Consider the following 26400-nt stretch of genomic DNA (forward strand, 5'->3'; position numbering starts at 1 on the left):
GTTTTCGTTTACCCTTCAGAAAATATTAGTGGATAACCGTCAGTTCTTTGCGATAAACTTTACCGTTTTGTTCTGCGCAAACTATATAAGAACCCGGGGCCATTTGCTGCATATTCAAATCTGTGTCTTTAGCAGATCTTATGTTGGTATTCATCACCGCTCTTCCTGTAAGATCAAAAACAGTTACCTGAGCATCGGCTGTTTCGGCAAACTGCAGGTGCAACATGGAAGATACAGGATTAGGGAATATATTGAAAGCAACAGGTGATGTAACGTTACCCACACCCGTAGCATCAACAACCGTAAAGCTGCCGGTCATACCCATAGAAGCGTGTGGGGTGCACTTGTAGCTGTAAGTGCCCAACGCGGCTGGTACTGTATAATCAAATGTTGTGCTGGAAGAAGTAATAGGACTGTCCCACGCTGTTGCGCCCGATGGGATGGAGGTACTTGTAGTAGTATGGGTACCACCTGCCCACTTCCACTCAATGATGTCTCCCGGGTGTACCGTTAGCCCTGTAGCAGGCGTAAATGAAAAGTCGCCAACCATGATGGTATAGGTGGCTGCAAATGAATTGATTGTGGCAACAGATGCCAGTGCGAGTAGAAATAATTTTTCATGACAATTTTTTAAAAGGTTAAATGATGAGAATTAGCAGGAGGAGACAACAAAATCATGCCTGAAAACTTACCTACTTACCCCACTAAATGAACAATAACATTAAAGGCAGGCAATATGGCCTTCCTTCGATGTTTTAGGGTAGAATACTTAAGCCTCTATACATTAACCCCATTTTTTGCCGCAATCGGCTATAGTTCATTATATTACATGGCCTTCTATCCTATTGCTCGCCCTCTGCGGCTGCTCCTGCCATATGGCCTCATGAAAACAAATAAACAAAGTATCATTGATCAAGATACAAACGAACGCTGAAAGCAACACTGGCTTTGCAATTTTAAAGGGCAGAATAGTGCAGTTACACAACTACTTCACGGCCATACCCAGGCACGTGCACCAGGATAATTACTGGTTTTATAACATCAGCAATCTTGCTTATACACTGATCATGTTGCTGCACTGTAGTTGGATCATTGTATTCCGAGTGTTGGATATCAGCCCTATGGTGAACTTACAATTCCCCAGTATTGCTACCTACATAGTAGCTATTGCGCTCAACCGCAGGGGCTTTCACCTTGTGGCTATGTTCTTATGTCTGCTGGAAATAAATCTGCATCAGCTAACTGCAGTTATCCTATTGGGCTGGAGTAGTGGCTTTCAGAATTTTATACCACTGATAGCGTTGATGCCCTTCTTGAAATATAATGAAGCTTGGTACACCAAAACACTCTTATGCCTACTGAGCTTTCTGTTTTATCTCTACATAGATTTCTACATCCGCAATAGTGCGCCTACCTATATTTTAGATCAGGGACCGGCCGTATTTCTTAATATCTCTAATGTGGTGCTGTCATTTATACTGGTATCGCTATGGGGTATTGTGTTGTCTATATCTTACCAGCGCACAGTTACCGCACTTATTCTAAAAGAACAGGAACTATTTACCGCGCAGAAGATGACAGAGCAGGCAGAGATACTCCGCCAGCTTGAGGTAAAAGAACGCGATAACGAGATCTATCAGCTACGCAATGTAGAGCTGAAGAACAGCAATGATGAGATACTGGCACAGAAGGTGGTGATTGAAAAACTGGTAGCAGAGCAGGAGCAGATAATACTGGCCCGTACCGGCGAACTGGCAGAGACCAATGCCAAACTCATCAATGCCAATAAGCAACTAATGGCATTGATACAGTTTAACGCCCATAGCATACGCGAACCCCTTTGCCGTATACTGGGCGCAATGACAATATCTGAATACATGACCCAGGAAGAGTTTTACATAGAGATATGGCCGCAGGTAAACAAGGCCACTACCGACCTGGACATAGCAGTAAAGCAGGTGATCAAATATGCCGATGAGGCTATTGAGGAGAATGGGTAGGGGAGAAAGTTAAAGTGCTATTTATTAAATAAAGTATGCCTTATAGCAGCTACAACCACGTTCTCTCCGCTAGTTTCAAAACCAACACGTAAGGAAATGTAGGTACATTTATATCCCTGACGTTGCTATCGCGTTCGCTGTTTACAAAAGAATAGTATTGTGGGTGTTCAGTCAATTTGACATAAATCGCTATGATTTCTTCATAAAATTTATTACCCAATTCCGGATCAATATTGTCGTAGTAATAAATTGCTTCTCTGAAGTCTTCCTGCGCATGCTTCGAGATGATTAGCTTATGCGCCATTACGTTTTCTATAGTTTCTTATGTCTTCTAAAGATTCGTCGAGGGTGTATGTTTTTGTTTTCCCCGAAAATGCATCCGCACTTATCTGCTCTAATCTGGCAATCGTTTCATCGTCGTAGGTGTATTTATCTCCGTCTAACAGAGTATATATAGCCATTACCTTTTCTTCGCTGATCGTTTCTATCAGGTAATGTAGTTTTTCTTTTGTTTCGGCGTAGGTCATAGAGGTTTCAGTTGGTTACTGCTAAATATCTAGGCTTTCATATAAAATATTCTAATTGTATCGGCTCATAAGTCCCAATCAAAATTTCCATCCAGTTTCTTTGAAAAACCCATGTAGATTTATATTTTTTATCGCCAATTCCTGGCAAACATTAGCGATTCCATGGGAGTGTGCTTTAAACAACTCTTCATGTACAAGTGTAATTCTGTGCACTTTGGCACAAGAAAGCACAAATGGATCGGCAACAGGGCGCCCGGTAAGCCTGTTTTTCTTTCGTACAAGTTCAGGATGCTTAGTTAATATTTGTTGAATCATTGACTGTTCTTCAAGAGATGGTCTTCCAAAAATATGCTTATTTGTCTCGGCCCATTGACTTGCCTCATCTCCCGATTCACTCACTTCCCTATATACTTCCGCACAGGAAATTATTGAACCATTATCTGCCATAGATTGAAGTTTCTCCCATAACGTTGGAAAAATATCTCTTGGATAATATTTCAAATTTATTAAGGGCCCTGCATCAAATACAAAGAGCGCGTTAGGATTTAGTACACTCATTGCCTATAAATTAAATCGCTGAAACCCGAAATGTTCTTTATTTTAGTATTTAAGTAGTCAGCTGCTTCATACACACCTATTTTACCTCCAAAATAGCTATCAAGAACTGTTTGTACATACGGCTTTCCCATCTGGCTAACTCTCGTTGTAAAATGGGTTGGCCCACCTTTTTTAGCAGATTCTTTTTTATCATTTTGGTGCTTCTTCCATCGATCAGTCCAAATATCTCGCATGTAGCTGTAATACTCCGGATCTACATAACCTAAGCTTACTAATTTCCTTAGTAAGACTTCAGAACTAACTTTAAATCCTTTTGCAAAATTATTAAGCTCAACTTCAGGAATTTCCCGTGTGTTATGTATTACCTTAATTAGTACATTATTGTCAGCAACAAGTGTGTCAGGCAAAAGCAACTCAGCCGCAAACCAATTGCAAAATTGTTCGATTTTCTGACTTTGAGCAACGGCTTGTTTGTTTTTTGATTCGAAAAACACATCGCCTCCATCACAGAGAAGGTGACATAATTCATGGAATATAGTAAACAATTTTGCTGCAGAAGTATCTTTACTGTTGGCAACAATTGCAGGGAATTCTTCATGATGTAAGCAGAATCCACGTATAGAAATTTCTCCAAAGGGATATTGAAACACAAATACACCCGATTTTGCCAATGCATTTCTACAAAAAGTAAAAAATTCATCTTGTGAATTGGTGGCTCTTATCCCGTCATCAAGTTTTAGTAGTTCTCTAATTTGCTTAACCTTGTTCTTGTCCCTTTCTCCAATATCGAATTTGAACTTCTTAGTCAACCCCTGTATATCGTAGGGATTATCACTACTAAAAAGTTCTTCCAAAGACATTTGATGACTCTTAACTTTTCGAACGACGTATCTTACATCTGCTGGAATTGATTCGATGTCTTGTGTACTAAGAGTCCGAAAGTCTCTTTTTAGAGACTCGTCGTTTGGAGCTTGCTGCATAAAGAAAATCGCCAGTGGTCTTTTATAAACCTCATAGGCTAATTTCTCAAGCTGTACATAAGTCGGAATTTCTTCTCCTTTTTCCCAAGCAAGAATCTGCTCAACGCGCTTGCCCATTTTTTTTGCAACTTCATCTACCGTCAAGCCAAGACTTGTCCTTGCCCATACCAAAATGGACGGTTCAATCTTTATAAGGGTAGGTTCAGCCATAGACTCTACAAAGATATATCATTAAAACCCAAACAGAAATAACAAGGGTGGATCGCAACACAAAAAAAGTCCAACTCCTCGCAGAGTTGAACTTTTTCAATATTATACTAAAGGAGCGAATTATGCGCCTACAGCTACACGTACAAACGTAGAAACTGTAAGACCTGCAGATACTGACTTTAGGTAGTCACCTACATTCTTGCTTGGATCCTTAACGAAAGCCTGTGGCAACAAAGTGTTTTCCTTGAAGAATTTGTTCAGCTTGCCCATAGCTATTTTCTCAGCCATGTCGCCTGTCTTGCCTTCTGCAGCTACCTGGTCCATAGCAATAGCTTTTTCACGAGCCAATGTTTCAGGAGATATGCTATCAGAATCAACACCCAGTGGGTTCATTGCAGCGATCTGCATAGATACATCTTTACCAGCAGTAACGATACCTTCTGTAGCAGCCTGGTTCATACCCACCAACACACCTATACGGTAGTTGCTGTGAATGTAAGGAACAACAGCAGCAGCAGTAACCTGCTCAAAACGAACTACATCTATTTTCTCACCAATCTTAGCTACTACTTCGTTCAGCTTTTCGCCTACGTTAGCATTTTCCATTGGCTGAGCTTTCAGGTCTTCGATAGAAGTAACCTTAGAGTTCAGAGCGATGTCAGCTACATCATTTGCAAACTGTATGAAGTCAGCATTCTTTGCAACGAAATCAGTTTCAGAGCTCAGGTTGATCAGTATGCCGTAAGTGTTATCAGCATTAGCCTTAGCTATTACCACACCTTCTTTAGCATCGCGGTCGCTACGGTTAGCAGCAACTTTCTGGCCTTTCTTACGCAGGTAGTCAATAGCAGCTTCAAAATCGCCATTGCTTTCCGCAAGCGCCTTGCGGCAATCCATCATACCTGCACCTGTTTGTTGACGCAGCTTGTTTACTTCAGCTGCAGAGATTGTAACTGTACTCATTATATTGTTCTTTTATAGATTTTAAAATGGAAACGCGAAAATCGCATTTTATTATTAAAGCCCCAAATGCGGGGCTTTAATAATCTGTTATAGTTTTAATAGGTCTTATCGTCCTTCGGCAATGGTTCGACAAGCTCACCATGACAACTGCGACAACAAGCTATTTTATATGGTCAATGGTTCGACAAGCTCACCATGACATATTTGATTAACGCTTTGTTGGAGCGGGACGGCTTCCGCCACCACCCGGACCACGGTTGCCACCAGGGCCACCGCCCGGACGGCCAGTGCCACCACCAGGACCACGGTTGCCACCACCGGCACCACCAGGCCTGTTACCAGCACCACCACGACCAGGACCACCTGCGCCCGGGCCACCCGCGCCAGCACCTGGTGCTGTACGGCCACGACCACGACCACGGCCACGACCGCCTTCGTTATCTTCTTCAGTGATCTCCATGCCACGAGTTCTTTCTGCCAGTTCTTCTGCAGTTTCTTCGTCGCCATCCTTATTAGACGCTCTTTCCTGCAGGCCTTCCATGATGGCAGCAGTAAGATAGTTAGTAATGATAGAGATAGACTTTGTAGCATCATCGTTAGATGGGATAGCAAAATCAACCTTAGTAGGATCGCTGTTAGTATCTACCATAGCCAATGTAGTGATGCCCAGGCGCTTAGCTTCTGCTAATGCGATGTGCTCATGGCTGATGTCTACGATGAACAAAGCAGCAGGAGTACGGCCCATCTGGCTGATACCACCCAATACTTTTTCCATCTTTTCCTTGCTGCGGGTAAGTGTAAGGCGCTCTTTCTTAGTAACGCTGTCCATTGTACCATCAGTAAGCATTTTTTCGATGCTCAACATCTTCTTTACACTCTTACGAATGGTCTGGAAGTTAGTCAACATACCACCTAACCAACGCTCAGTAACGAAAGGCATATTTACCTTCGCTGCAGCCTCAGCTACTATTTCTTTAGACTGTTTCTTAGTTGCAACGAACATGATCTTCTTACCGCTCTTAGCGATAGACTTCATAGCAGCAGCAGCTTCTTCCAGTCCTTCAATTGTTTTATTAAGATCTATGATGTGAATGCCATTCTTTTCAGCAAAGATGTAAGGCAACATCTTAGGATTCCATTTTTTCTTCAGGTGACCGAAGTGAACGCCCGCTTCGAGCAACTGTTGGTGCAATGTTTTATTATCTTCCATTTGAGTAATTTCTTGATTGTTAAAAAAATAAAGGCTACAACTGTGCTGTTAACGTTTAGAGAACTGGAAGCTACGACGTGCTTTCGCCTTACCAAATTTCTTACGTTCAACTGAGCGGCTATCACGAGTTAACAAGCTTAGTTTCTTCAGCAACGGACGATACTCAGGATTAACTTCACACAATACGCGTGAGATACCCATCTTTATTGCTTCAGCCTGGCCTTTAGGACCACCGCCTTGTACATTTACCAATATATCAAATGCTTCCATTGCACCTTCGATAGTCTTCAAAGGAAGTTCTACCTGATTCTGCAGATACATGATCGGGAAGTAATTCTTGTAATCTTTGTTATTTACCGTGATAGTACCGGTACCCTTGCTCAGGTAAACACGAGCAACAGCTTCCTTACGACGGCCAACGGCATTTTTCTGTTTTTCCATTTTAGGAATGGTTTTATATTTTCTTCTGAATTTAAAAATTTGTTTCTATCGTTCCTTCAGGAAATTATTTCATTTCCTGTGGGTTCTGCGCCTTATGCGGATGATCTGCACCATCGTAAACGAACAATTTCTTGTACATCGCACGGCCCAGACGATTTTTAGGCAACATACCTTTTACAGCACGCTCTATCATCAGGTTAGGACGACGGCTGATCATTTCCTTTGCAGTTTCGATCTTCTGGCCACCCGGGTACATAGAATACGTTTGGTATTCCTTATCTTCCAGTTTGTTACCGGTAAGCTTTACCTTCGCTGAGTTGATCACGATCACATAATCTCCACAATCAAAGTGAGGAGTGTAATATGTCTTGTTCTTTCCACGAAGTGTTGAAGCTATCTTTGATGTCATACGTCCAAGAGTCTGGTTCGTAGCATCAACAACATGCCAATCACGTTTTACGATCTTCTCGTTTGCGGACTGTGTTTTAAAACTTAAGTGTCTCATTGTTCTTATTATGTATTTTACTTAATGCTGAATTTGTTCTTCCTTCCACCACAGGCACGGAATAACCTGTGTTTTCGGGACGGCAAAGGTAAATTTACACAACCATTACACCAAACATTTTATTAAGTATTTTTACAACACCGCCACAACGTATTGATTATCAATGATATTTTTAGCAAAAAAGTTTAGACGTTTTGCGATATTACGATAAAAAGGGGTGCCTGCCTGCCTGTTTGTTACAAAAAAACCGAACCGGCTGTTTACCCTAATTTCTTCACAACGTTTGAGTTTAATTAAATATCAGTTGCCACGACCTTCAGGTCGTGGATAAAATGAAAAGAAATAACAGGCTTTAGCCGAAACAATATATAAGCTGGGAACTTTGGCTAAAGCCAGTCTTGAATTACTTCACGATCCACGACCTAAAGGTCGTGGCAACTGATCTGTTCTATATTAATTGTATAGGAGCTAACGGCATGCAGATTTTTCAAGTGCGAGTATGGGGGAAATTACGAGAAGTATGATATTTTAGGAAACATGTAGTTCATATGCCATGAAATCCTTGCTCCGTTTTGTCTTATCAGGTAATTTGCTGAGATTTACAGTGTAATATCACTATCGCTTAATTAAAAATATATACCAGATGAAATACTTTTTGATACCGGCGGCACTGTTGGCCACTTTCTTACTGAGCAATAATGCTACAGCCCAGACCAAGGGCAAGGGCAAAACGCCTGCTGTAGCGCCCACCGCCGCCCAGGCTGCAGCTGTAGCCGAAGCACCGGCTGGACCAATAAATATGAAAGACATAGAAGGTAAATGGAAGGTAGACCATATAGACATTGACAGCAAGCCCGCAGATGGCGAAGCATCAAAATCTACCGAGCCGGGAGCTGACGATGATTTCTATGATTTTGCCAAGGGCACACTGAATAGCTACCTTACCGGCGCATCATTGTCAGTACCCTACAGCTTTTCGGGTCACAGTGTAGTGTATAAGCAAGATGGCATTAGCGACACCCTGCACGTAACCAGCCTGTCTAAAACCAAGGCAACCATTATAAAGAAAGATATTGGTGATGATGGGACTACCATCACTACAATTACATTGAAGAAGTAAGATCTTAATAAAGGATAGAAACATAATGGCCCCGGTTTTGCCGGGGCCATTATTATTTAAGGTTCATTATCAGGGCCTGTTCCATATCTCCCAACCTGCCCTTGCCTGCAAGTGCAGCATATCCAGTCCGTTTTTTATAACTGCGCCCTGTGCTTTGGCCAACGCTAAAAATCTTGTTTCTGCAGGGTTGTAAACAAGGTCATAAACCAGGTGCTCACTACCCAAGGCCTCATATGGCAGGGCCGGGCAAGCAGCAAGATCCACGAACATTCCCAAAGGAGTAGTATTAATAATGAATTTGTATTTGCTCAACATAGCAGGGGTAACATCGGCATAGGTAAGCATGCCTGCTTTTGCAGTGCGGGATACCAGCTTATAGGCTATACCCTTTTGTTTGAGCACATAAGCCACCGCCTTAGATGCACCTCCAGTACCCAGTATAAGCGCATAAGCATGTTGCGGCTGCAACAGTGGACCCAGGCTTCTTTCAAAGCCGATGACATCGGTATTATAGCCCTTTGTCTTACCATCTCGCACCGCTATACAATTTACTGCGCCTACCTTTTCCGCTTCATCATTCAGCTCATCCAGATAAGGTATTACCGACTGTTTGTAAGGTATGGTCACGTTCAGTCCCTTTAATCGTGGGTTGTCTATCAGCAACTGGGGGAATAAGGCAATATCGGGGATAGGTAGCGCAGTGTAGAGGGCGTTTATTCCCTCCGCTTCAAACTTCTTATTGAAGAAAGCAGGAGAAAATGAATGGTTCAACGGATAACCTATAATACCGTAATGGTCTTGCATTGATCTGTGTTAAAATATCTTGTTATACTGAGTGTTTCTGAACTTTTTACTGACGACTCTTAAAACAGCTTATATATCTCTGTTATCTCGGCCAGTATCTTTGGGAAGTCAATATCCAGGTTAATGAGCTTACCGGTATGAATATCGAACACCCAACCGTGTACTGTTATCCCTCTCTGGTAATAAGCCTCCTGTACTGCTGCGGTCTTAATGAGGTTCACGCACTGCTCTTGTACGTTAAGCTCTACAAGCCTTTCGTAGCGGCGCTTTTCATCGGTTATCGCATTCAATTCATCCTTATGAAAGCGGTATACATCGCGTATGTTTCTCAGCCATGGGTTCAGTATGCCCAGGTCTTTCGGCTCCATAGCTGCCTTTACGCCACCACAGTTATAATGGCCGCATACTATTATGTGTTTCACCTTCAAAACGCGCACGGCATAGTTCAGCACCGTCATTACATTCAAGTCTACATTATTGACAAGATTGGCAATGTTGCGGTGAATGAATGCTTCTCCGGGTTGCAGCCCCATCAGCTCCTCGGCAGTAACACGGCTGTCTGAACAACCGATATACAGAAACTCAGGACTCTGCCCCTTGGCAAGATTTTCAAAATAATCCTTGTCAATAGAGAGCTTTTCCTGTATCCACTCTTCATTGTTCTTAAATATCTGTTCTATCCTGTTCATGGCAGTAAAATTTTGAAATAGCAATATACAAAAACGCCCCGCAATATAGCAGGGCGTTCAATATTTTAAGTTAAAGATTGTAAGACTATGGCGCTATTGCGTAGCTGGTATTGCACTTGTCACCTTCGTCTATCCTTATCAAAGTAAGGTGGTTAGTTTCTACCATTGGTACTGTGTACTTTGATGTAACACCAGTCTTAGATTTCCTGAGTGTCAATACTACATTACCTACCTCATCGGTAGTAATAGAGTAAGTGCCTGCTTCATGCGGATTATCGCGTACATCTCTGTAGTTTCTTTCGTAAGTACCGTAGTTAAGGTTGTTACCATTGCTGGCTACCATCTTCAGCGTAGAGAAGTAGCTGATGAAGTGACCGTCATTAGTGCTGGTTACTTTGTCCTGGCACTTCATGCCCACAAAATACCAGGTCTTATCCAACAATTCAGCCCTGTTGATCGTTTGAGCGAAAAGGCCGGCCGGCATAGCGAGCAGGCACACAAGAAGAATGTTTTTCAACATATTTTTCATCATTAGATTTTTTCTATCGCAGTAAAAGTAATAAAAGCAAACTATTATTTAACGCTAATAGCAGGCAAGATAATTAATATTCTTTACTGTTGGTAATAGTTTGTTAAGGTTGAAGGAAAAAATGTTGAAATGGGGACCAGACAGTTGCTGTTGTGGCTCAAAACACCCTGGAAATGAGCTGAGTTTAAATAATTCATGAGCTGGAAGTGTTTTTCACGACAGCAGAAGAGGTCACCTATCACAACAGTACATCACTGTAATCTTACTGGTTTTTCACCAACGGATCTTCGTCTAAAGTCATCCCCTCCAACATGTGTTTAAGAATGGGTTTACACTTTTCGGTACATGCTGGGTAAAATTGTTTGTGCTTTCTGACCTCAGATCCGGGAGAAATACCCCACCAAAATTCAGCCATTGCAATTGGTTCGTACCCATTCAAAAAAGCATGTTGTAGTAACTTGGGGGTAGCGCACTCTCCGGCAGCAGCGGGTGGCTTCCCCTCTGTGGTATCATTAAAAATAGACTGCAGATTTTTCTTATCGCCATATTTGTTCAAAAATTCATAGTGCTCAAATAGCTGCGTTTGTAAAGCCGCAGATTTACGTTTGCGCCCACTTTTTAACGTTGTCAGTTGCACTTCAAAGTGCTCAATGCCCGTTATTTTTTCTCCTAAAACCAACTCCCATTTATTTAATAATACGTTCAACCGGTGCTTGTCATACAAACTTTGTTTGATCAGATTTGCCTCAAAGGCGCTGCGATCATCATCACTTAGTACTATCCCTTGTTCTTCCCTGCGCTTTTTTCGGTTCCCTTTATTGATCTTTAACTGTTGCTTAAAATCAACTATTTCAAGAGTAGATAATGCCTGAGATCGTTCTAAATCGTGTTTTAAAACCTGATAATTATCACCCGCCTCTATTTCCTTTATTTGCCTGTTAATGGCATTAATGACCTCTATTTGTTTCAAAAAGAAGCTATTTTCCACCAACATATCAAAAACAGGCGGAACAAATTCCGGATGATGATTAGATCCGCCCAATTTTCCTGAAAATGCAGATAAGTAGCCCAACGCCCCATCTTTATCCTTAACTACTAAAACACCAAACATCTTTCCTATTGCCTGCCCCTCCCGATCCTGCGTAAGCCCAAAGTTATGTTCCAGATCTGTTTGCGTTTCCAGATAGCCCTGAAGCGCTGTAGCTGCTATTTTGGTGAGCGGATGCGGTTCGTAGTTAAAAGGAAAAGTAAAGCGGAGCGGCACCTCAATGTCTTTTACCAAACTATCTGAGAAGTAAGTAATTGTGGTGGGGTTATTATCTTCCAAGTATTTTTGTTTAGCGCCGGCAAATATCGGCAGGAAAAACAAAGGCTTACCAACTATTTTAGTTGGTAAGCCTTTAAGTTTCGTGCCTCCCCCTACGAGTTATCGAACCGGTTGTTGGATTTTTTAAGGAAACATATGCAGTAGTATAAGCAACCTTCGAGTACAAACATTGGTGGTTGTGTTGACAATGCCACTTGCCAAAATGTGCACAGGTAAACATCTTTACGAAATGTTATGCTCAAAGATTGTAAGAGCCTCTTCTCGCCTGCTCTAAGCATTTAAATTTTTGATTTTGCGCATTGTGTTTATTGGTATACCCAAACTCTTTTGTGATCGAATCAATATCTTGTCCGTTATAAAAAATGGCCCGTAACAACGTGACGCACTTGTTTGTTATCCTCTGAAAAACGTTCAAAGCCCGGTTAGCATTTTGTACATGTATCTCATTTTCTACTTCCTCATAATCCGCCAGATACTTTTCATATACATCCACATCGGTTCTTACCGTTTTATTGGTATCTCGCAAACGTTTTAGCCAAAGATTACTGCTAATTGCAAAAATATACGTCTTCAAGGTTGAAGTCAGTTGAAAATCTTCTTTGGGAACCTTCTCTAGAATTACCAATAGTGTTTCCTGAAAAATGTCTTTTGCATCATCCTCACAACCATTATTTTTTATTATAAAATTAGCAACCGACGGGTAATGATATCTATATAATATGGCGTATGCCTGACTGTCGTTGCACTTGAGCGCATTAAGAATTTCGACGTCTGATTGATATTTACCACTCATAATTATTACAAAATACGATCATTAAAACTGTTTCCCCAACGTGCAGTACCAAAACTACCTGTATACCCTTAAGCTACGATAATTATATGGAAGATGCTTTTTGCCGGCACCTCCCATATAGTTCATCAGGCCGTAGTTTTTACTTCTTAAAGCCGAGCATTTGGCCCGCCTTATAGGTCAAGCTCATGCACACACACATAGGGCATACACCAAACCTGAAAAAGGTTAAGACTTTTTTTTTATAGAAAGGGATATTAGCGGGCACTATAGGACAAGTAACACCGTCGCCCTCATATTCCTTTATTCCCCAAATGTTTATTGACTCTTTCATTAACAAATTTTAATGGCTGTTAACCGAAGAAATGATAGATACACATGGCAGTAAGCACTACCGATGCCAGGCAAAGAAGAATTTTTGTTTGCTTGCTCATTCCTTTTAGTTTAATAATTTATTAATGGTGTTCGTCATTTCCGCATCTGTTGCAGCAATGCTAACTTGTTTCAACTGCTTGTGCGTGACCGGATCGATAAATGTTACAATACCCGACACATCTGCAGAATGCTTTTTATCCTGTATCATGCGGCAAGCCTTAAGTGCTTTGCCCATTCCTTTTCTTGGCGTAGTAATAACAGCCTCGTAGACATTGTCTTTTTGAAGTTGCTGTTTCGACGCTTCTTTTGTTTGCTCATTCGATAGGTCATTGAGGTAGATATTCACACCCTTATTGGAGTATGGCATAAGAACTGCTGTAAAACGTGCAGCGTTAGCCTTACAGACGCCACACCAGGTAGCACTATTTACAACAGCAATTAATTTGGGCTTCGGTGTATGCACTGGCATCTGCGAATAGCTGCGGGCACTGATCACTAATAACAATGTGGCAAAAAGGAATTTCACTTGTTTCATTTTTTACTTTTTTAGTTAGTTAATACTCATTAATACCAACTAAGGGTAAAAAATCACCCGCTTCAGAAAAAGAAATGAAAAATACTTTTTAGGTGAGGGCGCACACAGAGAAAAGGTTTCATCAATATAATACCGCGACGACCGTATATGGACGAATTACCATCTCAAAGGGCTGGGCTCACATCATAAATGTTGAGTGATAGTATAGTAAGACTAGTGTTCGTTTCGTTGATCATCCTAAGTACGAGGACCCGAACGGGAATTTGGAAAAGAGAAAGGGTTTCAACTTCCGCTGAAACCCTTTAATTTTTGTGGAGCCGGCGGGAGTCGAACCCGCGTCCAAACATATGCCCGATAAGCTTTCTACATGTGTATTTCCTGATTGGGTCTCGGGACGAAGCCGGACAGGAACATACCTACCCCTTCCCTATCTGTTTTGATTTTCATTCGTACATCACAGCGTTGCACAACCTATCCCGTATTTTGTTGATTCGGCGGCGGGGACGGTCACAGGCAACCTTCCCGGCGGCTATAAAGGGTGTCTAATCTCTGATTAGGCAGCCATGGCGTAAGAATATTCGCCTTATATGGTTTGAGTATTCAGATTTACGTGCTAATTACACAACGCACGACATGCTTACAGACCCTGCCCTATGCTGTCAAAACCGGTCGGCCCCGGTACGGTTGTTGCAAAGAACAGCACAAAGTTACGCATTTGTCGGCTCTTCTCCTTGTTTAATAATTCTTAAAAACAAAGAACCCGCAGCATTTCTGCTGCGGGTTCTGCTACTGATATACTTTAGTAAATTAAGCCAGTTTCTTCAGCTCTTCAATACGAGCTTCAGCATCACTTTCTACTTTCAGTGATCCGCTCTTGTCCATATCTACAAGTACCGGAGCAGCCACGAAGATAGAAGAGTAAGTACCTGTGATCACACCTATCATCATTGCGAATGCAAAGCCCTTAGTTGCCTCACCACCTACAAAGAACAGGATAACCAGGGTAATGAATACTGTCAGTGACGTCATGATAGTACGGCTCAATGTATCATTGATCGCACGGTTGATAACTGTTACCTTATCTTCATTAGGCGATTTGCGGAAGTACTCACGGATACGGTCAAATACGATAACCGTGTCATTCATTGAGAAACCACATACTGTCAATATCGCAGCAATAAAGTGCTGGTCAATTTCCAGTGCGAAAGGTACGATACCCTTGAAGTAAGAGAAGATAGCCAATGTAACCGCGATATCGTGCAACAATGAAAGCACCGTACCCAGTGAATACTGCCACTTGCGGAAACGAAGCAAGATGTAGATGAAGATAGCGAACAGAGATATTGCTGTTGCCTTCCAAGCACCACGCTTCAGATCATCAGAGATAGTAGGCAATACAGTTGTTGACTGCTGCAGATACTTCCTCTTGAACTCATCCATAGTAGTGTTAGATGGTATCAGGTTCTCCTTGGTCAAACCTTCAAACAACTTCTCTTCTACCTGCTTGTCTACATTCTGACCAGCATCTGTGATCATGTAGCCGGTAGTGATATCCAGTTGCTTGTCTGTACCAATGGTCTTAACAGCAGGGTAATCGAGGAAGTAAGGTTTCAGTTTCTTCTTTACATCTTCAGTAGAATATGCCTTTTCAAACTTCACCTTGTAGCTACGACCTCCGCTGAATTCAACACCCTTGTTGAAACCATGCCAGTATGTGCTGATACCTACCAGGAACATGATAGAAGAAATAACGTAAGTATACTTTCTTGCTTCTACAAACTTAAAGTGTGCCTTCTTAAAGATAGACTTAGACAAACCTGTGAAATAGTTGAAGTGACGCTCACGCTTAGTGTAGATGTCAGTGATCAGGCGAGATACCAGGATACCGCAGAACAAAGACAACAGGATACCAATGATCTGTGTAGTTGCGAAACCTCTTACCGGACCCAAGCCAAATATGAACAAGATAACCGCAGTGATCAAAGTAGTGATGTGACCATCAAATACCGGAGCATAAGACCTCTTATAACCTTCTTCTACCGCATCCTTATAACTCTTACCTGATAACAGTTCTTCCTTGATACGCTCAAATATGATAACGTTCGTATCCACGGCCATACCAATGGTCAGTACCAGACCCGCAATACCCGCCATTGTCAAAGTAGCATGCAATGAAGACATTGACAAGATACCGATAGTGAACAACAGGTTAAGGATAAGAGAGATATCAGCTACGATACCACCGGTATTGTAGTAGATCAGCATCAAAGCGAAGATTACGATGAAAGACAAAGCCAATGAGTTGATACCCTTGTCAATGTTCTCAGCACCCAAAGTAGGACCTACAACCTGCTCTGCAACGATGTGCGCAGGAGCCGGTAATTTACCGGACTTCAGGATGTTAGCAAGGTCACCGGCTTGTTCGTTAGTGAAGTTGCCAGAGATCTCAGTACCACCTGAAGGTATTTCGCCTTGTACACGAGGGCAAGAATAAACCTTGTCATCCAGTACTACAGCTATGAACTTACCTACGTTGCGGCCGGTCATTTCTTTCCATATGTGAGAACCAGTAAGGGTCATCTCCATATAAACCGCTTGCTTACCAGACAACTGGTTGAAGTCTTTACGTGCATTAGTAACGTTATCACCTTCCAGCTTAGCAATGCCGCCCGGAGGTACTTTTACCGCGTACACCATCAATACAGGGTTCTTCTTTTCATCAGCACCATATACCAACTTTACGTTAGCAGGCAATTTGCTTTTTACAGACTCCATTGCCAGGTACTTGTTTAGCTTGGCAGTATCTTTCTTAGCAACCAGACCTACAACCGAACCGGCAACTGCCTGACCGTTCTGAGGATCTACATATGGATTCATCAGCGCAAACAAAGGATTCTTTGCAATTGCTTCAGCTTGTTTCAGAGAAGTTGAATCTTTACCGCCCATAGCAGCATCTGTCTTACCATCTTTCTTGCCCATCAGCGCGCCAAGGCCACCTGTTGTATCAGTAGATTTTGTGCTTGCAGTTGCAGTTGTATCACCAACCTTAGCAGCAGTATCCTCATCGGTACCTGCAAGGTGTCTTGCCAATGCATCATTGGCCATAGACAATGAGCCTATGATCTCTTCATTGGTATAAGTTTCGAAGAACTGCAATTTCGCAGTTGCCTGAAGATAAGTACGAACACGCTCAGGGTTAGTTACACCTGCCAATTCTACAGTAATGATACCTTTCTTTTCATCAAGGTTCACATTAGGGCTGGATACACCGAACTTATCAATACGTGTCTGCAATACATTGTAAGTACGCTTGATCGCATCTTTAGATTCTTCGTTCAAAACCTTGATAACTTCCTGGTTGGTAGAAGTACGGGTGATCGCTTTTTCAGATGGCTTCAGGAACAATGTAGAAAGGCTTGCTCCCTGATTTTGTGCCAGGTAAGCTTCGCTGAAAAGAGTAATGAAGTTAGCTTCACTGTTACCTTTCTGCTGAGTAGCTGTTGCTATCGCCTTGTTCAATGCCGGATCCTTAGGGTTATTAGACATAGAGCGAACCATCTCATCGAGGCTCACTTCCAATGTCACGTTCATACCACCCTGCAGGTCAAGACCCAACTTCAACTCCTCATCTTTAGCAGATGCAAGCGTGTACTTCTTGATACCTACGTTAAAGATCTCAACGTCCTGCATGCTGTCAGAAATAGCCTGATAGCGAGCATCAACTAATCTTCTTGTAGAGTCTTCTGAAACACCTGGGTATTGTGCTTTGATCTCCCGCTCAGCTTTCGCATGCATTTTCTTTTCCTCGTTCCTTACCACGAACGTTATCGATAGCTGATACAGCGCAAAAAGGATAAGTGCGACAGTAAAAAACTTTACCAAACCTTTTAATTGCATAGGTTTTAATTAAATTAATATTACGTAATATGTTTAAAATAGGTTGGCAAAGATAGGATTTAATGTAAAAAAACGTACCTCCCACCAATAATATATATAATTTTCGTGAAAATACCGCACATTTATTGATATTTCCCGCTTTTTAAGGCCATTCTGCAAATTAAATTATCGATTATAGAGGTCGTAACAGTAAAATTTCCGACAGGTAGCCGGTTTTTACCCATTTATTTAAAACCGCTCCGCCATTCCCAGCCCAAACAATGCATAATCATACACTGCGGGATCGTTGGCATCCAGCTGTTTTAGTAGTTGTGTAAGGTATTCGGCATTCTTCCAGTCGGCCTTATCTGTTGGCAGCAGGTCCAGCCGGTAGGCCACCCTGGCAACGTGCACATCGAGCGGGCAAATGAGTTGCGCAGGCTTTATTTTATTCCATAGCCCGAAGTCCACCCCACATTTATCTTTGCGCACCATCCACCGCAGGTACATGTTCAGGCGCTTACAGGCAGAGTTTCGGGCGGGCGTGGCAATATGCTTCTTTGTCCGCTCTGGATGCTCGATTGAAAAGAAATAATTGTGAAAATGGATCAATGCCTCCTTTACGTTCACACCTTTATATATAGTGTCGGGCACGAACGCATCTTCAAGCGATGAGTGTATGCTGTAGTGATAACTGAGGAAGTGAATAAAATAGAGCAGATCGGTGGTATTATAGGTGCGGTGGGCAAAGTGCAGGAACCGCTTCAGGTCAGTTTCCTCGTGGTTCACTATAAAATCATGGGGCGAATGATCCATCCAACCCATTATTTTATTGCTGCTATTAATAATAGAGGTGCGATTGCCCCATGCAAGCACGGCCGCGAATAGGCCTGATATCTCAATATCCTGCAGTTTTGTGTAGGCTCTTGGAATACAGACAGGATCTTTTTCTATAAACGAAGGCCTGTTGTATAGTTTTACCTTTTCATCCAGGAAACCCTTCAGTTCTATAATATCAGCCATGCCCACAAAAATACCCAATTAGATTGAGGCAGAGTTTTTGTAAGTACATTTATTCAGCAAACAACAATAATGCACCGCTTACCTCTAATAAATAAGGCCATTCTGCTCACACTCCTGCTTTTGTTCATTGGCGCCCATGCCGATGGCAAGAAGCGAATACGCATCCGCCATGCTAAAAAAAGCAAGTCTTATATAGAGGACTACTACAAAAAGTACCTTATTGTAAGAGCCTTTGAATCTACCAAGTTCACCAACTTTCGTTTTTCCGACGGTGGATCTAAGCTTATCTACAAGCCCAATGAGCATAATAATGCGGGGGTGGGTATCAATTATAAGTTTATCAGCCTTAACCTGGGCTTTCATGTACCCTTTACCGATAAAGACCAGGACAAGTATGGCAAAACCCGCCAACTAGACCTGCAGACCCACATTTATGCCCGCAAGTTCATCATCGATTTTTTCGGACAGTTCTATAAAGGTTACTATCTGTTCAATCCTGATATCAGGGCTAATTATCTACCGTCAGACATTATAAAGCGCCCCGACATCCGCACCCGCGACATCAGTCTGATGGTGCAGTACGTGTTCAATTACGATCACTTTTCCTACAATGCCCCGCTTTACCAAAATGAGGTGCAGAAAAAAAGCGCTGGTTCTTTCATTGCCGGTGGCGGTATCTACCACTCACATGTGCGTGCCGACTCTTCACTCGTTCCGCATGACATTAATGATTCAGCTTTCTTCAACGGCTCCCGTTTCAACATTGCCTCACATATAGGGCTGGGCATCAGCGCGGGCTATGGCTACACCTTTGTTATTCATAAACGGTTTTTTGTTACCGCCATGGCCAGTGCCGGTGCAGGGTTGGGCTATTCATACACTTCGGCGCCCGGCGAAGGGAGGACAGGCGCCTTTGGCCCTGAATATGACCTGAACCTGAAATGTGCCGCAGGCTATAATTATGGCGAGTACTTTGCCGGGGTAAACTATATAAGACTACTGACCACCGCCAACAGCGCCTTCCCCGATACCTGGCAGGAAGTGAACAGGGGCAATTTCAGAGTAATAGTGGCCAAAAGGTTCAAACACCGCCGGTCATTGCTACCCAAATCAGGGGTAATAAAGGTCGATTAGCCCAAAACAGATCAAAGTATAACAGCTCACATCCGCAAAGAGCTACACGCTTTAACCACATTGATGTTACCAGTGCTATGATAAGCCACAGAAATCACTACTTTTACATGGTTTTTACCGCTTATTATGAACGACAAACAAAAACGCCCGGTTAGGGTATTGGTAGCTAAAGTGGGTCTTGACGGACATGACAGGGGCGCCAAGGTGATAGCTACTTCCCTCCGCGATGCGGGTATGGAGGTTATATATACAGGTTTGAGGCAAACACCTGAAATGGTGGTCAATGCGGCATTGCAGGAAGATGTTGACGCTATCGGCATCAGTATACTCAGTGGTGCACACATGACAGTTTTCCCGCGTATCATGAGCCTGATGAAGGAAAAAGGCCTTACCGATATTTTAGTTACCGGCGGCGGCATTATACCTGCCGAAGATATGGCCGTGCTCAACGAAATGGGTGTGGGTAAGCTATTTGCGCCCGGCGCAAATACCGGCGATGTAAGTGATTACATCTACAAATGGGTAGAAGAAAACAGAAGATAATTCAGTCAACAATAACACACACTACAAATTACCAATATGTACAGTACAATTCTTACCACTCTTGAAAATGGCATATTTACCATTACCGTAAACCGCCCCGACAAAATGAACGCCCTGAACAAGGACGTAGTTGCAGAGATAGGTCAGGCAATGGAAGAAGTATATACTAATACCGAGATCAAGTCTGCAATAATTACCGGTGCAGGTGAAAAAGCATTTGTGGCAGGTGCCGACATTTCTGAATTCACCTCGTTGGCTAAAGATGGCGGCATGGCATTGGCACGCAGAGGCGCAGAACTGGTGTTCAACAAAATTGAGAATTGCCCTAAACCGGTTGTAGCTGCTGTAAATGGCTTTTCATTGGGCGGTGGTTGTGAGCTAGCAATGGCCTGCCATTTCCGCGTAGCCAGTGAGAATGCTAAGTTCGGTCAGCCCGAAGTTAACCTGGGCCTTATTCCGGGCTACGGTGGTACACAGCGCCTTACCCAGCTGGTAGGCAAGGGAAAATCTATGGAGCTGATGATGACCGCCGATATGATAGGCGCTGAAGAAGCAAAGACGCTGGGCCTTGTCAATCACGTTGTTCCATTGGCCGAACTGCTGACCAAAACAAAAGAAATACTTACTAAAATACAGACAAAGGCCCCTTTAGCGATCGGTCACATCATAGCATTGGTGAACCAGGCTGCTAAGTGCGACCCGGCAGGTTTTGATAATGAGATCGAAGCTTTTGGTGACTGCTTTGATTCTGAAGACAAGAAAGAAGGCACAGCGGCATTTCTTGAAAAAAGAAAACCAGTGTTTAAAGGAAAATAATTTATATCTTCAACCTTCAAAAATTAACATACATGCGGGCAAGGTCTATCCGTAATCTCTTCATACTGATCATAGCTGCGTGCTCCTCGGCTACTTCTTCCTACGCGCAAGACGCGTCAAGAATATTCATTGAGCCCGATGGCTGGTCTATTGGCACCAATATTGGCCTTACAGACCTCTGGGGCGATGTAGGTACCAAGGTATTTCTGGATCATTATACCAACAGTAAATATTTTGATAAAGTAGCTGCTATGGGCGGTATGTTTGGTCGTTATACCATTCACCCGTGCCTGGGTCTGAAGTTTGGCGTTAACTATGGCGTATTATATGCTACAGATGAGTGGAACTATGACAAAGCACAGTTTGCGTTGACACAGGGTTCAGACTACTACCAGCGTTATGCACGCCAACAAAGGGCAAGAGCTACTATTTTTGAGGGCAATTTCATGGTAGAGTTTACACCAATGCGCTTTAACCCTGAGAAAAACAGGGCTAACAAAAGAGGGCAGTTAGTATTAGGCTTAGGTATTGGTTATTTCCATTTTACACCACAAAATACTGTAGCATTAGGTAATAAGTTCATCAATATATATGACCTCCATATAGAAGGTGATGGCTTTGGCCCGGGCTTCCCACCATCTTATTCTCTGTGGCAGTTTTGCGTACCTATGAGCATTACTTATCGTTGGGATATTGGTAAACACCTTAACCTCGGTTTTGAATTTATGTACCGTAAAACATTCACCGACTATCTTGACGGTGTAAGTGGCAAATACATCGATCCGGCAGAATACAAGAAACACCTTTCTGCTGGCGAGGCCGCTACTGCCACCCTTATACAAGACAAGGAATACTACAAGAACCTGGGCCAACCCAACGTAGCCGGTAACCTTAGAGGTAATGCAGGCAATAAAGATGCCTACTCTTCTATCAGCGTAACCCTTTACTACAAGTTATTGGCGCGCGAAGGAAAGTGGTGGACTAGATTCTAATCATCCAAGTTATCCCAATAAAAAAGCAGCAACCGGGGTTGCTGCTTTTTTATTGGGATAACTTGTAACAAAGTGAAATATCAACTTCGCACCTATTATCATACAAATGTCTTTTTCCCATTTTCACAAACCGTTTTTCCCGATTTGTGAAGTGTAGAGGGTTGATTCGGGTGTTACTTTGCACCCATTTCCAAACCATATGCGCAAATTTTTACTTTTTTCTACTCTTTCAGTACTGGCTTTTGGCCATGCCTCCGCACAATCTACTGACCTCTCTAAGAAGATCTCTCCACAGCAAACTCCTGCCCAACAGCTGATAGCCAGTACGGGTGAGGATTCCCTTAACTCATATGGCGCAGGCCACTCGCGTACTGTCATTTCAGGTTATGGAGAGGTTCATTACCAGAGAGATTTTAATGCAAAGACCGCTGAAGCGTCATTGAAAAGGGCAGTACTATTTGTCGGTCACCAGTTTACAGGTAAGATAGCGTTCTTCTCTGAGCTGGAAGTAGAAGATGCAAAAGTAGAAGGCGGCGGTGTGGCCGGAGAAGTATCTATGGAGCAGGCATACCTTAAATTCAGCCTTAACCCGCGTCAATATATTACCGCAGGTCTTATACTGCCAAGAATAGGTATAGTAAACGAGAATCACCTGCCTATCAACTTTAATGGTGTGGAACGACCATTGGTAGAGCAATTAGTTATTCCTTCTACATGGAGGGAGATTGGTGTTGGCTTCTATGGCCAGTCAACAGCGTTGCCGTTTACCTATTGCGCACAAATACTTAATGGGCTGAACAATGCCAACTTTGAACATGGAACCGGCTTTAAAGGTGCAATGGCGGAAGGGCAGCAGGCAGGTGCTAACAGCCTTGCATTTACAGCAGCAGTGCAGTATTTCGCAGGCAACTGGAAGTTCCAGCTGTCGGGTTATGTAGGTGGTACAACCACACTACGGCCTGGAGCAGCTGATAGCCTTGAGCTACAATCGGGCTTCTTTGGTGCGCCAATGTACCTTGGCGAGGCCGATGTACAGTACAATAATAAGGGTATCACTTTCAAGGCACTGGGCACTATGGTATCATTGCCTGAAGCTGCAAGCATTAACCGTGCTTATGACCACAACCTGGCATCGAGCATGTACGGTGCTTATGCAGAGCTGGGCTACAACCTGCTGCAGACTGCAAAAAGCACTAAATGGCAGAGCAAACAACTGAACGTTTTTGCCCGTTATGAGACCATAGATCTGAACGCATCTTTGCCGCGGTATGCTATTACTGATGGTACGCTAAAGCAATCGCACCTTATTGCCGGTCTGGGCTTCTTCCCTATACCGCATGTGGTTGTAAAGGCCGATGTGCGCCTGCTGAATACCGGTGATCAGAACCCTGCTTTGGTACTCAACCCCAACCCTAACGCAATTGCCTACAAAACCAACAATACCTTCCTAAACCTTTGTTTGGGCTATTCATTCTAATATGGACAGAAAAGAGTTTATAAAGAAAACGTGTACAGGAGCTTGCGTGGCACTCGGATCTGGCTTTATTATGAGTTCTATTCTGGCGGCTTGTAAAACACCGCTGGGAGTTATAAAAACAGGTGCAACAGATAACAACGTCATTATTCCACTGGCTGAGTTTGCGCAGACAGACTATAAGCTGGTGCGTGTGAACAACTACAACTATGACCTTGCCGTGCAAAAGAATCCTGATGGCACCTTTAAGGTACTGGTGCTGAAATGTACCCACGCCAGCCAGCCACTTACAAAAACGGGAAACTCTTATTACTGTACCCTGCACGGCAGCCAATTCAGCAAGGCCGGTGTAGTAATGAAAGGCCCCGCTGAAAAAAATATGATAGAATTACCAACGCATATCTCTAATAACAATCTCACCATAAAACTGAATACCAATATATGAAACGTTCATTCTTAATTATTGCGGCAGCATCTGTAAGCTTATTTGCCTGCAAAAAATCTGAAAACAACAGTACAAGCACCGTTACCAGCAAAGAAGTGATTACCGACTTCGTAAACAAGACCGCATTACCACAGTATGCTACGCTACAGGCTAAAGCAACTGTATTAAATACTGCCATTGCCACCCTCAACACATCACCAACGGAAGCTAACCTTGATGCGGCCCGCACCGCATGGCGCGATGTACGTAGCGCATGGGAACAGTGTGAAGGCTTTTTGATGGGGCCGGTATCTGATGAGAACTATGATCCTAATATGGATACATGGCCTGTAGATCACCTGCAGCTGGACTCTTTCACTGCCAACAGCACATCATTCACGCCAACGACTATACAGAACCTCAATCAGGCACTACGCGGTTTTCACCCACTGGAGTTTATTCTGTGGGGTCAGGGTGGCAGTGCTACAGCAGCCACACTTACCGCTAAACATAAAGAGTATATGGTAGGCCTGGCGCAAGATGTGGTGAATAATATAACTGCATTAAATAACAGCTGGGCAACTTCAGGCGGTAACTTCCAGTCGCTGATGCTTACTGCCGGTGAAGGATCTACCCGCTACACATCACGTAAAGAAGCCATGCTGGCCATACTTGCAGGCATGAGCGATATTTGTGGTGAAGTAGGCGGTGGCAAAATTTTTGACCCCTTCACAGAAGTAGACTCTACCAAAACAGAATCTCCATTTTCTCACAACTCAATCACAGACTTCACCAACAACATGCGTGGTGCACAGAATGTTTACCTGTGTAACTACAATGGTGCATCTGGTGCCAGCATGAGCAAATTCATCGCGGCAAGAAACCTGTCTCTTGATAATAAGATCAAAGAACAATTCTCAGCAGCCATAACTGCGCTGGGCAATGTTACGGTGCCTTTTGAAACAGCTATACATACACAGCGTACACAGTTACAGAACGCAATGAATGCTATGAATACACTACAGGCTACCCTTGATGGCGATGCAAAGACCTATGTGCAGACTTATGTAACTGACTAGTGATAAAACAACGATATTGAAATGAAGAAATTATTTGTGATAGCGGGTTGTGCATTGCTGGTGATAGGTGCTACTATGTGCCGCAAGCCGAATGCTTCTGTGCTCGATGATGACAGCAAATTTGACCCGCGCCTTTCGGGTGGAATGGCTACTTTTCTTGATGAAGGATCGAGTGCGGCTACCGGTGTAATACCTGCGCTTAGTGAGCATGATGTGCGTATACATGAACTGGGCGACAAGTTTTTTGAACAACCATTTGTAGCCGCTCCGGCACCACGTTTTGGCGGATTGGGCCCTATATACAACAACTCTTCCTGCGCCAATTGTCACCATAATGATGGCTTCGGCTTGCCAACCTTTGGCGGCGTTGGCTCGTCATTGCTTATGCGCATAAGTATACCTGGTGAAGATGAACATGGCGGGCCTGTATCGGCACCCGGTTTTGGCGGACAGCTGCAGAATGTGGGCCTGTATGGTGTACAACCGGAAGTACATGTAGATCTCACTTATACAGAACAAGCTTATTCATTTCCTGATGGTGATGAGGCTTTTCTGCGCCACCCCACCTACGCACTTACTAACCCTTACATACCCCTGCCTGCCAACTATATGACCTCACCACGTCTTGGTCCGCCGGTATTTGGACTGGGGTTATTAGAGAATATTCCTGAGTCAACCATCAAGTCTTTTGCTGACCCTACCGATGCCAATGGCGACGGTATAAAAGGACGTACCAACTATGTGTACAACCCATACACCAAGCAAAAAGAATTAGGCAGATTTGGCAAGAAAGCCAATACCTCAGATCTGTTGGTGCAGGTAGCCACTGCGTTTCAGCAGGACATGGGGTTGACCAGCTATGTGCAACCATTGAAGAGTGTACATGGGCAGTCTCAGTTCAGCTTCGTGCCAGATGGAGAAAAAATAGACCTGGCAGACTCCGTGCTGAATGCTGTAACGTTCTACATCCGTACGTTGTCTGTGCCTGCCCGCAGGAATACCAACAACGAAACGGTAAAGCGCGGGGAAATCATCTTCAAGCAACTGAATTGTAGCGGGTGTCATATACCTACTATGTACACCGGCATCAACGTAAACCTGCCTGCGCTCAGCAGCCAGCGTATACACCCGTATACCGATATGCTGATACATGATATGGGCGTGGGTCTTGCTGATAACCGCCCCGACTACCAGGCATCCGGTACCGACTGGCGCACACCACCATTATGGGGTTTAGGTATGTTTGAAAAGAACAACGGAACGCCTTACTACCTGCACGATGGCCGTGCGCGCACCATTACCGAAGCTATACTCTGGCATGGCGGAGAATCGCAGCAGAGCCGTGATAAGTTTACGCAATTGTCTAAAACAGATAGAAAAGCATTACTGGCCTTTTTACAGTCCCTCTAATAATATCATCTTCATAGCCATGCTATGTAGTAGTTGAAAACACAAGAAGAAAGGCAACCATATCGG

The 26400-nt window shown here is 43.3% G+C and carries 27 protein-coding genes and 1 other RNA gene; 10 read left to right on the forward strand and 18 right to left on the reverse strand.

Going from position 1 to position 26400, the window contains the following annotated elements; translation table 11 throughout:
- Positions 1–25: 25 nt before the first annotated feature.
- Positions 26–550, reverse strand: a complete 525-nt coding sequence (locus tag CJD36_RS08775) for a T9SS type A sorting domain-containing protein (RefSeq protein ID WP_105038757.1) — start codon at positions 548–550, stop codon at positions 26–28.
- 358 nt (positions 551–908) lie between these two features.
- On the opposite strand from CJD36_RS08775, the gene CJD36_RS08780 reads away from it, so the two are divergent.
- Positions 909–2000, forward strand: a complete 1092-nt coding sequence (locus CJD36_RS08780; protein WP_133162561.1) for a hypothetical protein — start codon at positions 909–911, stop codon at positions 1998–2000.
- Positions 2001–2049: 49 nt separating this feature from the next.
- On the opposite strand, the gene CJD36_RS08785 is transcribed toward CJD36_RS08780, so the two are convergent.
- From CJD36_RS08785 to rplM, 8 genes are all read right to left on the reverse strand, one after another.
- On the reverse strand, positions 2050–2304 hold the full coding sequence (locus CJD36_RS08785; protein ID WP_105038759.1) for a type II toxin-antitoxin system RelE/ParE family toxin: 255 nt from the start codon (positions 2302–2304) through the stop codon (positions 2050–2052).
- A complete protein-coding gene (locus tag CJD36_RS08790) occupies positions 2294–2527 on the reverse strand; it encodes a hypothetical protein (protein WP_105038760.1) in 234 nt (77 codons plus the stop codon). The genes CJD36_RS08785 and CJD36_RS08790 overlap by 11 nt, the downstream gene beginning before the upstream one ends.
- A 78-nt stretch (positions 2528–2605) precedes the next feature.
- On the reverse strand, positions 2606–3085 hold the full coding sequence (locus CJD36_RS08795; protein WP_105038761.1) for a DUF4411 family protein: 480 nt from the start codon (positions 3083–3085) through the stop codon (positions 2606–2608).
- On the reverse strand, positions 3082–4275 hold the full coding sequence (locus tag CJD36_RS08800; RefSeq protein WP_105038762.1) for an XRE family transcriptional regulator: 1194 nt from the start codon (positions 4273–4275) through the stop codon (positions 3082–3084). Before CJD36_RS08800 ends, CJD36_RS08795 begins: the two co-directional genes overlap by 4 nt.
- 120 nt (positions 4276–4395) lie before the next feature.
- A complete protein-coding gene (gene tsf, locus CJD36_RS08805; RefSeq protein WP_105038763.1) occupies positions 4396–5238 on the reverse strand; it encodes a translation elongation factor Ts in 843 nt (280 codons plus the stop codon).
- 208 nt (positions 5239–5446) lie between these two features.
- The gene (gene rpsB, locus CJD36_RS08810) at positions 5447–6448 is read right to left on the reverse strand and encodes a 30S ribosomal protein S2 (protein WP_105038764.1); all 1002 of its coding nucleotides are present in this window, start codon (positions 6446–6448) and stop codon (positions 5447–5449) included.
- 48 nt (positions 6449–6496) lie between these two features.
- Positions 6497–6889, reverse strand: a complete 393-nt coding sequence (rpsI, locus tag CJD36_RS08815; RefSeq protein ID WP_105038765.1) for a 30S ribosomal protein S9 — start codon at positions 6887–6889, stop codon at positions 6497–6499.
- 64 nt (positions 6890–6953) lie between these two features.
- On the reverse strand, positions 6954–7394 hold the full coding sequence (gene rplM, locus CJD36_RS08820; RefSeq protein WP_105038766.1) for a 50S ribosomal protein L13: 441 nt from the start codon (positions 7392–7394) through the stop codon (positions 6954–6956).
- A gap of 643 nt (positions 7395–8037) precedes the next feature.
- Here rplM and CJD36_RS08825 point away from each other — a divergent pair.
- Entirely contained in the window at positions 8038–8514 is a 477-nt protein-coding gene (locus CJD36_RS08825; protein WP_105038767.1) for a hypothetical protein, read from the forward strand.
- A 69-nt stretch (positions 8515–8583) separates the two neighbouring features.
- Here CJD36_RS08825 and CJD36_RS08830 read toward each other — a convergent pair whose 3' ends face one another.
- The 9 genes from CJD36_RS08830 to CJD36_RS08875 all read right to left on the reverse strand — a co-directional run bounded on the left by CJD36_RS08830 (position 8584) and on the right by CJD36_RS08875 (position 18462).
- Complete coding sequence (locus tag CJD36_RS08830; protein ID WP_105038768.1) at positions 8584–9318, reverse strand: shikimate dehydrogenase family protein; 735 nt, start codon at positions 9316–9318, stop codon at positions 8584–8586.
- Positions 9319–9377: 59 nt separating this feature from the next.
- Positions 9378–10007, reverse strand: coding sequence for a carbonic anhydrase (locus CJD36_RS08835; RefSeq protein WP_105038769.1), 630 nt, complete (start codon positions 10005–10007; stop codon positions 9378–9380).
- Positions 10008–10092: 85 nt separating this feature from the next.
- Positions 10093–10527 (reverse strand): hypothetical protein, encoded by a 435-nt coding sequence (locus CJD36_RS08840; RefSeq protein WP_133162562.1) that lies wholly within the window; start codon positions 10525–10527, stop codon positions 10093–10095.
- 271 nt (positions 10528–10798) lie between these two features.
- On the reverse strand, positions 10799–11863 hold the full coding sequence (locus CJD36_RS08845) for a hypothetical protein (RefSeq protein WP_105038771.1): 1065 nt from the start codon (positions 11861–11863) through the stop codon (positions 10799–10801).
- Between the two features lie 238 nt (positions 11864–12101).
- Entirely contained in the window at positions 12102–12656 is a 555-nt protein-coding gene (locus tag CJD36_RS08850) for an RNA polymerase sigma factor (RefSeq protein ID WP_105038772.1), read from the reverse strand.
- Positions 12657–13092: 436 nt separating this feature from the next.
- Positions 13093–13563, reverse strand: a complete 471-nt coding sequence (locus CJD36_RS08860) for a hypothetical protein (RefSeq protein WP_105038774.1) — start codon at positions 13561–13563, stop codon at positions 13093–13095.
- 309 nt (positions 13564–13872) lie between these two features.
- Positions 13873–14240: a transfer-messenger RNA gene (gene ssrA, locus CJD36_RS08865) on the reverse strand.
- Between the two features lie 130 nt (positions 14241–14370).
- A complete protein-coding gene (secDF, locus tag CJD36_RS08870; protein ID WP_105038775.1) occupies positions 14371–17460 on the reverse strand; it encodes a protein translocase subunit SecDF in 3090 nt (1029 codons plus the stop codon).
- Between the two features lie 228 nt (positions 17461–17688).
- Positions 17689–18462 carry a TIGR02757 family protein gene (locus tag CJD36_RS08875; protein ID WP_105038776.1) on the reverse strand — a complete coding sequence of 258 codons (774 nt, stop codon included), beginning with the start codon at positions 18460–18462 and terminating at the stop codon, positions 17689–17691.
- 69 nt (positions 18463–18531) lie between these two features.
- Here CJD36_RS08875 and CJD36_RS08880 point away from each other — a divergent pair, with 69 nt between their 5' ends.
- The 8 genes from CJD36_RS08880 to CJD36_RS08915 all read left to right on the forward strand — a co-directional run bounded on the left by CJD36_RS08880 (position 18532) and on the right by CJD36_RS08915 (position 26334).
- Entirely contained in the window at positions 18532–19596 is a 1065-nt protein-coding gene (locus tag CJD36_RS08880; RefSeq protein ID WP_105038777.1) for a DUF4421 domain-containing protein, read from the forward strand.
- Positions 19597–19722: 126 nt separating this feature from the next.
- Positions 19723–20139 (forward strand): cobalamin B12-binding domain-containing protein, encoded by a 417-nt coding sequence (locus CJD36_RS08885; RefSeq protein WP_105038778.1) that lies wholly within the window; start codon positions 19723–19725, stop codon positions 20137–20139.
- A gap of 36 nt (positions 20140–20175) precedes the next feature.
- Positions 20176–20955 (forward strand): enoyl-CoA hydratase/isomerase family protein, encoded by a 780-nt coding sequence (locus CJD36_RS08890; protein ID WP_105038779.1) that lies wholly within the window; start codon positions 20176–20178, stop codon positions 20953–20955.
- 32 nt (positions 20956–20987) lie between these two features.
- Entirely contained in the window at positions 20988–21947 is a 960-nt protein-coding gene (locus CJD36_RS08895) for a hypothetical protein (RefSeq protein WP_105038780.1), read from the forward strand.
- Positions 21948–22146: 199 nt separating this feature from the next.
- Positions 22147–23424: a porin gene (locus CJD36_RS08900; RefSeq protein WP_105038781.1), complete on the forward strand. Its 1278-nt coding sequence runs from the start codon at positions 22147–22149 to the stop codon at positions 23422–23424.
- A gap of 1 nt (position 23425) precedes the next feature.
- Entirely contained in the window at positions 23426–23866 is a 441-nt protein-coding gene (locus CJD36_RS08905) for a QcrA and Rieske domain-containing protein (protein ID WP_105038782.1), read from the forward strand.
- Complete coding sequence (locus tag CJD36_RS08910; protein ID WP_105038783.1) at positions 23863–24924, forward strand: imelysin family protein; 1062 nt, start codon at positions 23863–23865, stop codon at positions 24922–24924. Before CJD36_RS08905 ends, CJD36_RS08910 begins: the two co-directional genes overlap by 4 nt.
- A gap of 21 nt (positions 24925–24945) precedes the next feature.
- The gene (locus CJD36_RS08915; protein ID WP_105038784.1) at positions 24946–26334 is read left to right on the forward strand and encodes a di-heme oxidoreductase family protein; all 1389 of its coding nucleotides are present in this window, start codon (positions 24946–24948) and stop codon (positions 26332–26334) included.
- Positions 26335–26400: the final 66 nt, after the last annotated feature.

The sequence above is a fragment of the Flavipsychrobacter stenotrophus genome (assembly GCF_002954265.1).
GTDB lineage: Bacteria > Bacteroidota > Bacteroidia > Chitinophagales > Chitinophagaceae > Flavipsychrobacter > Flavipsychrobacter stenotrophus.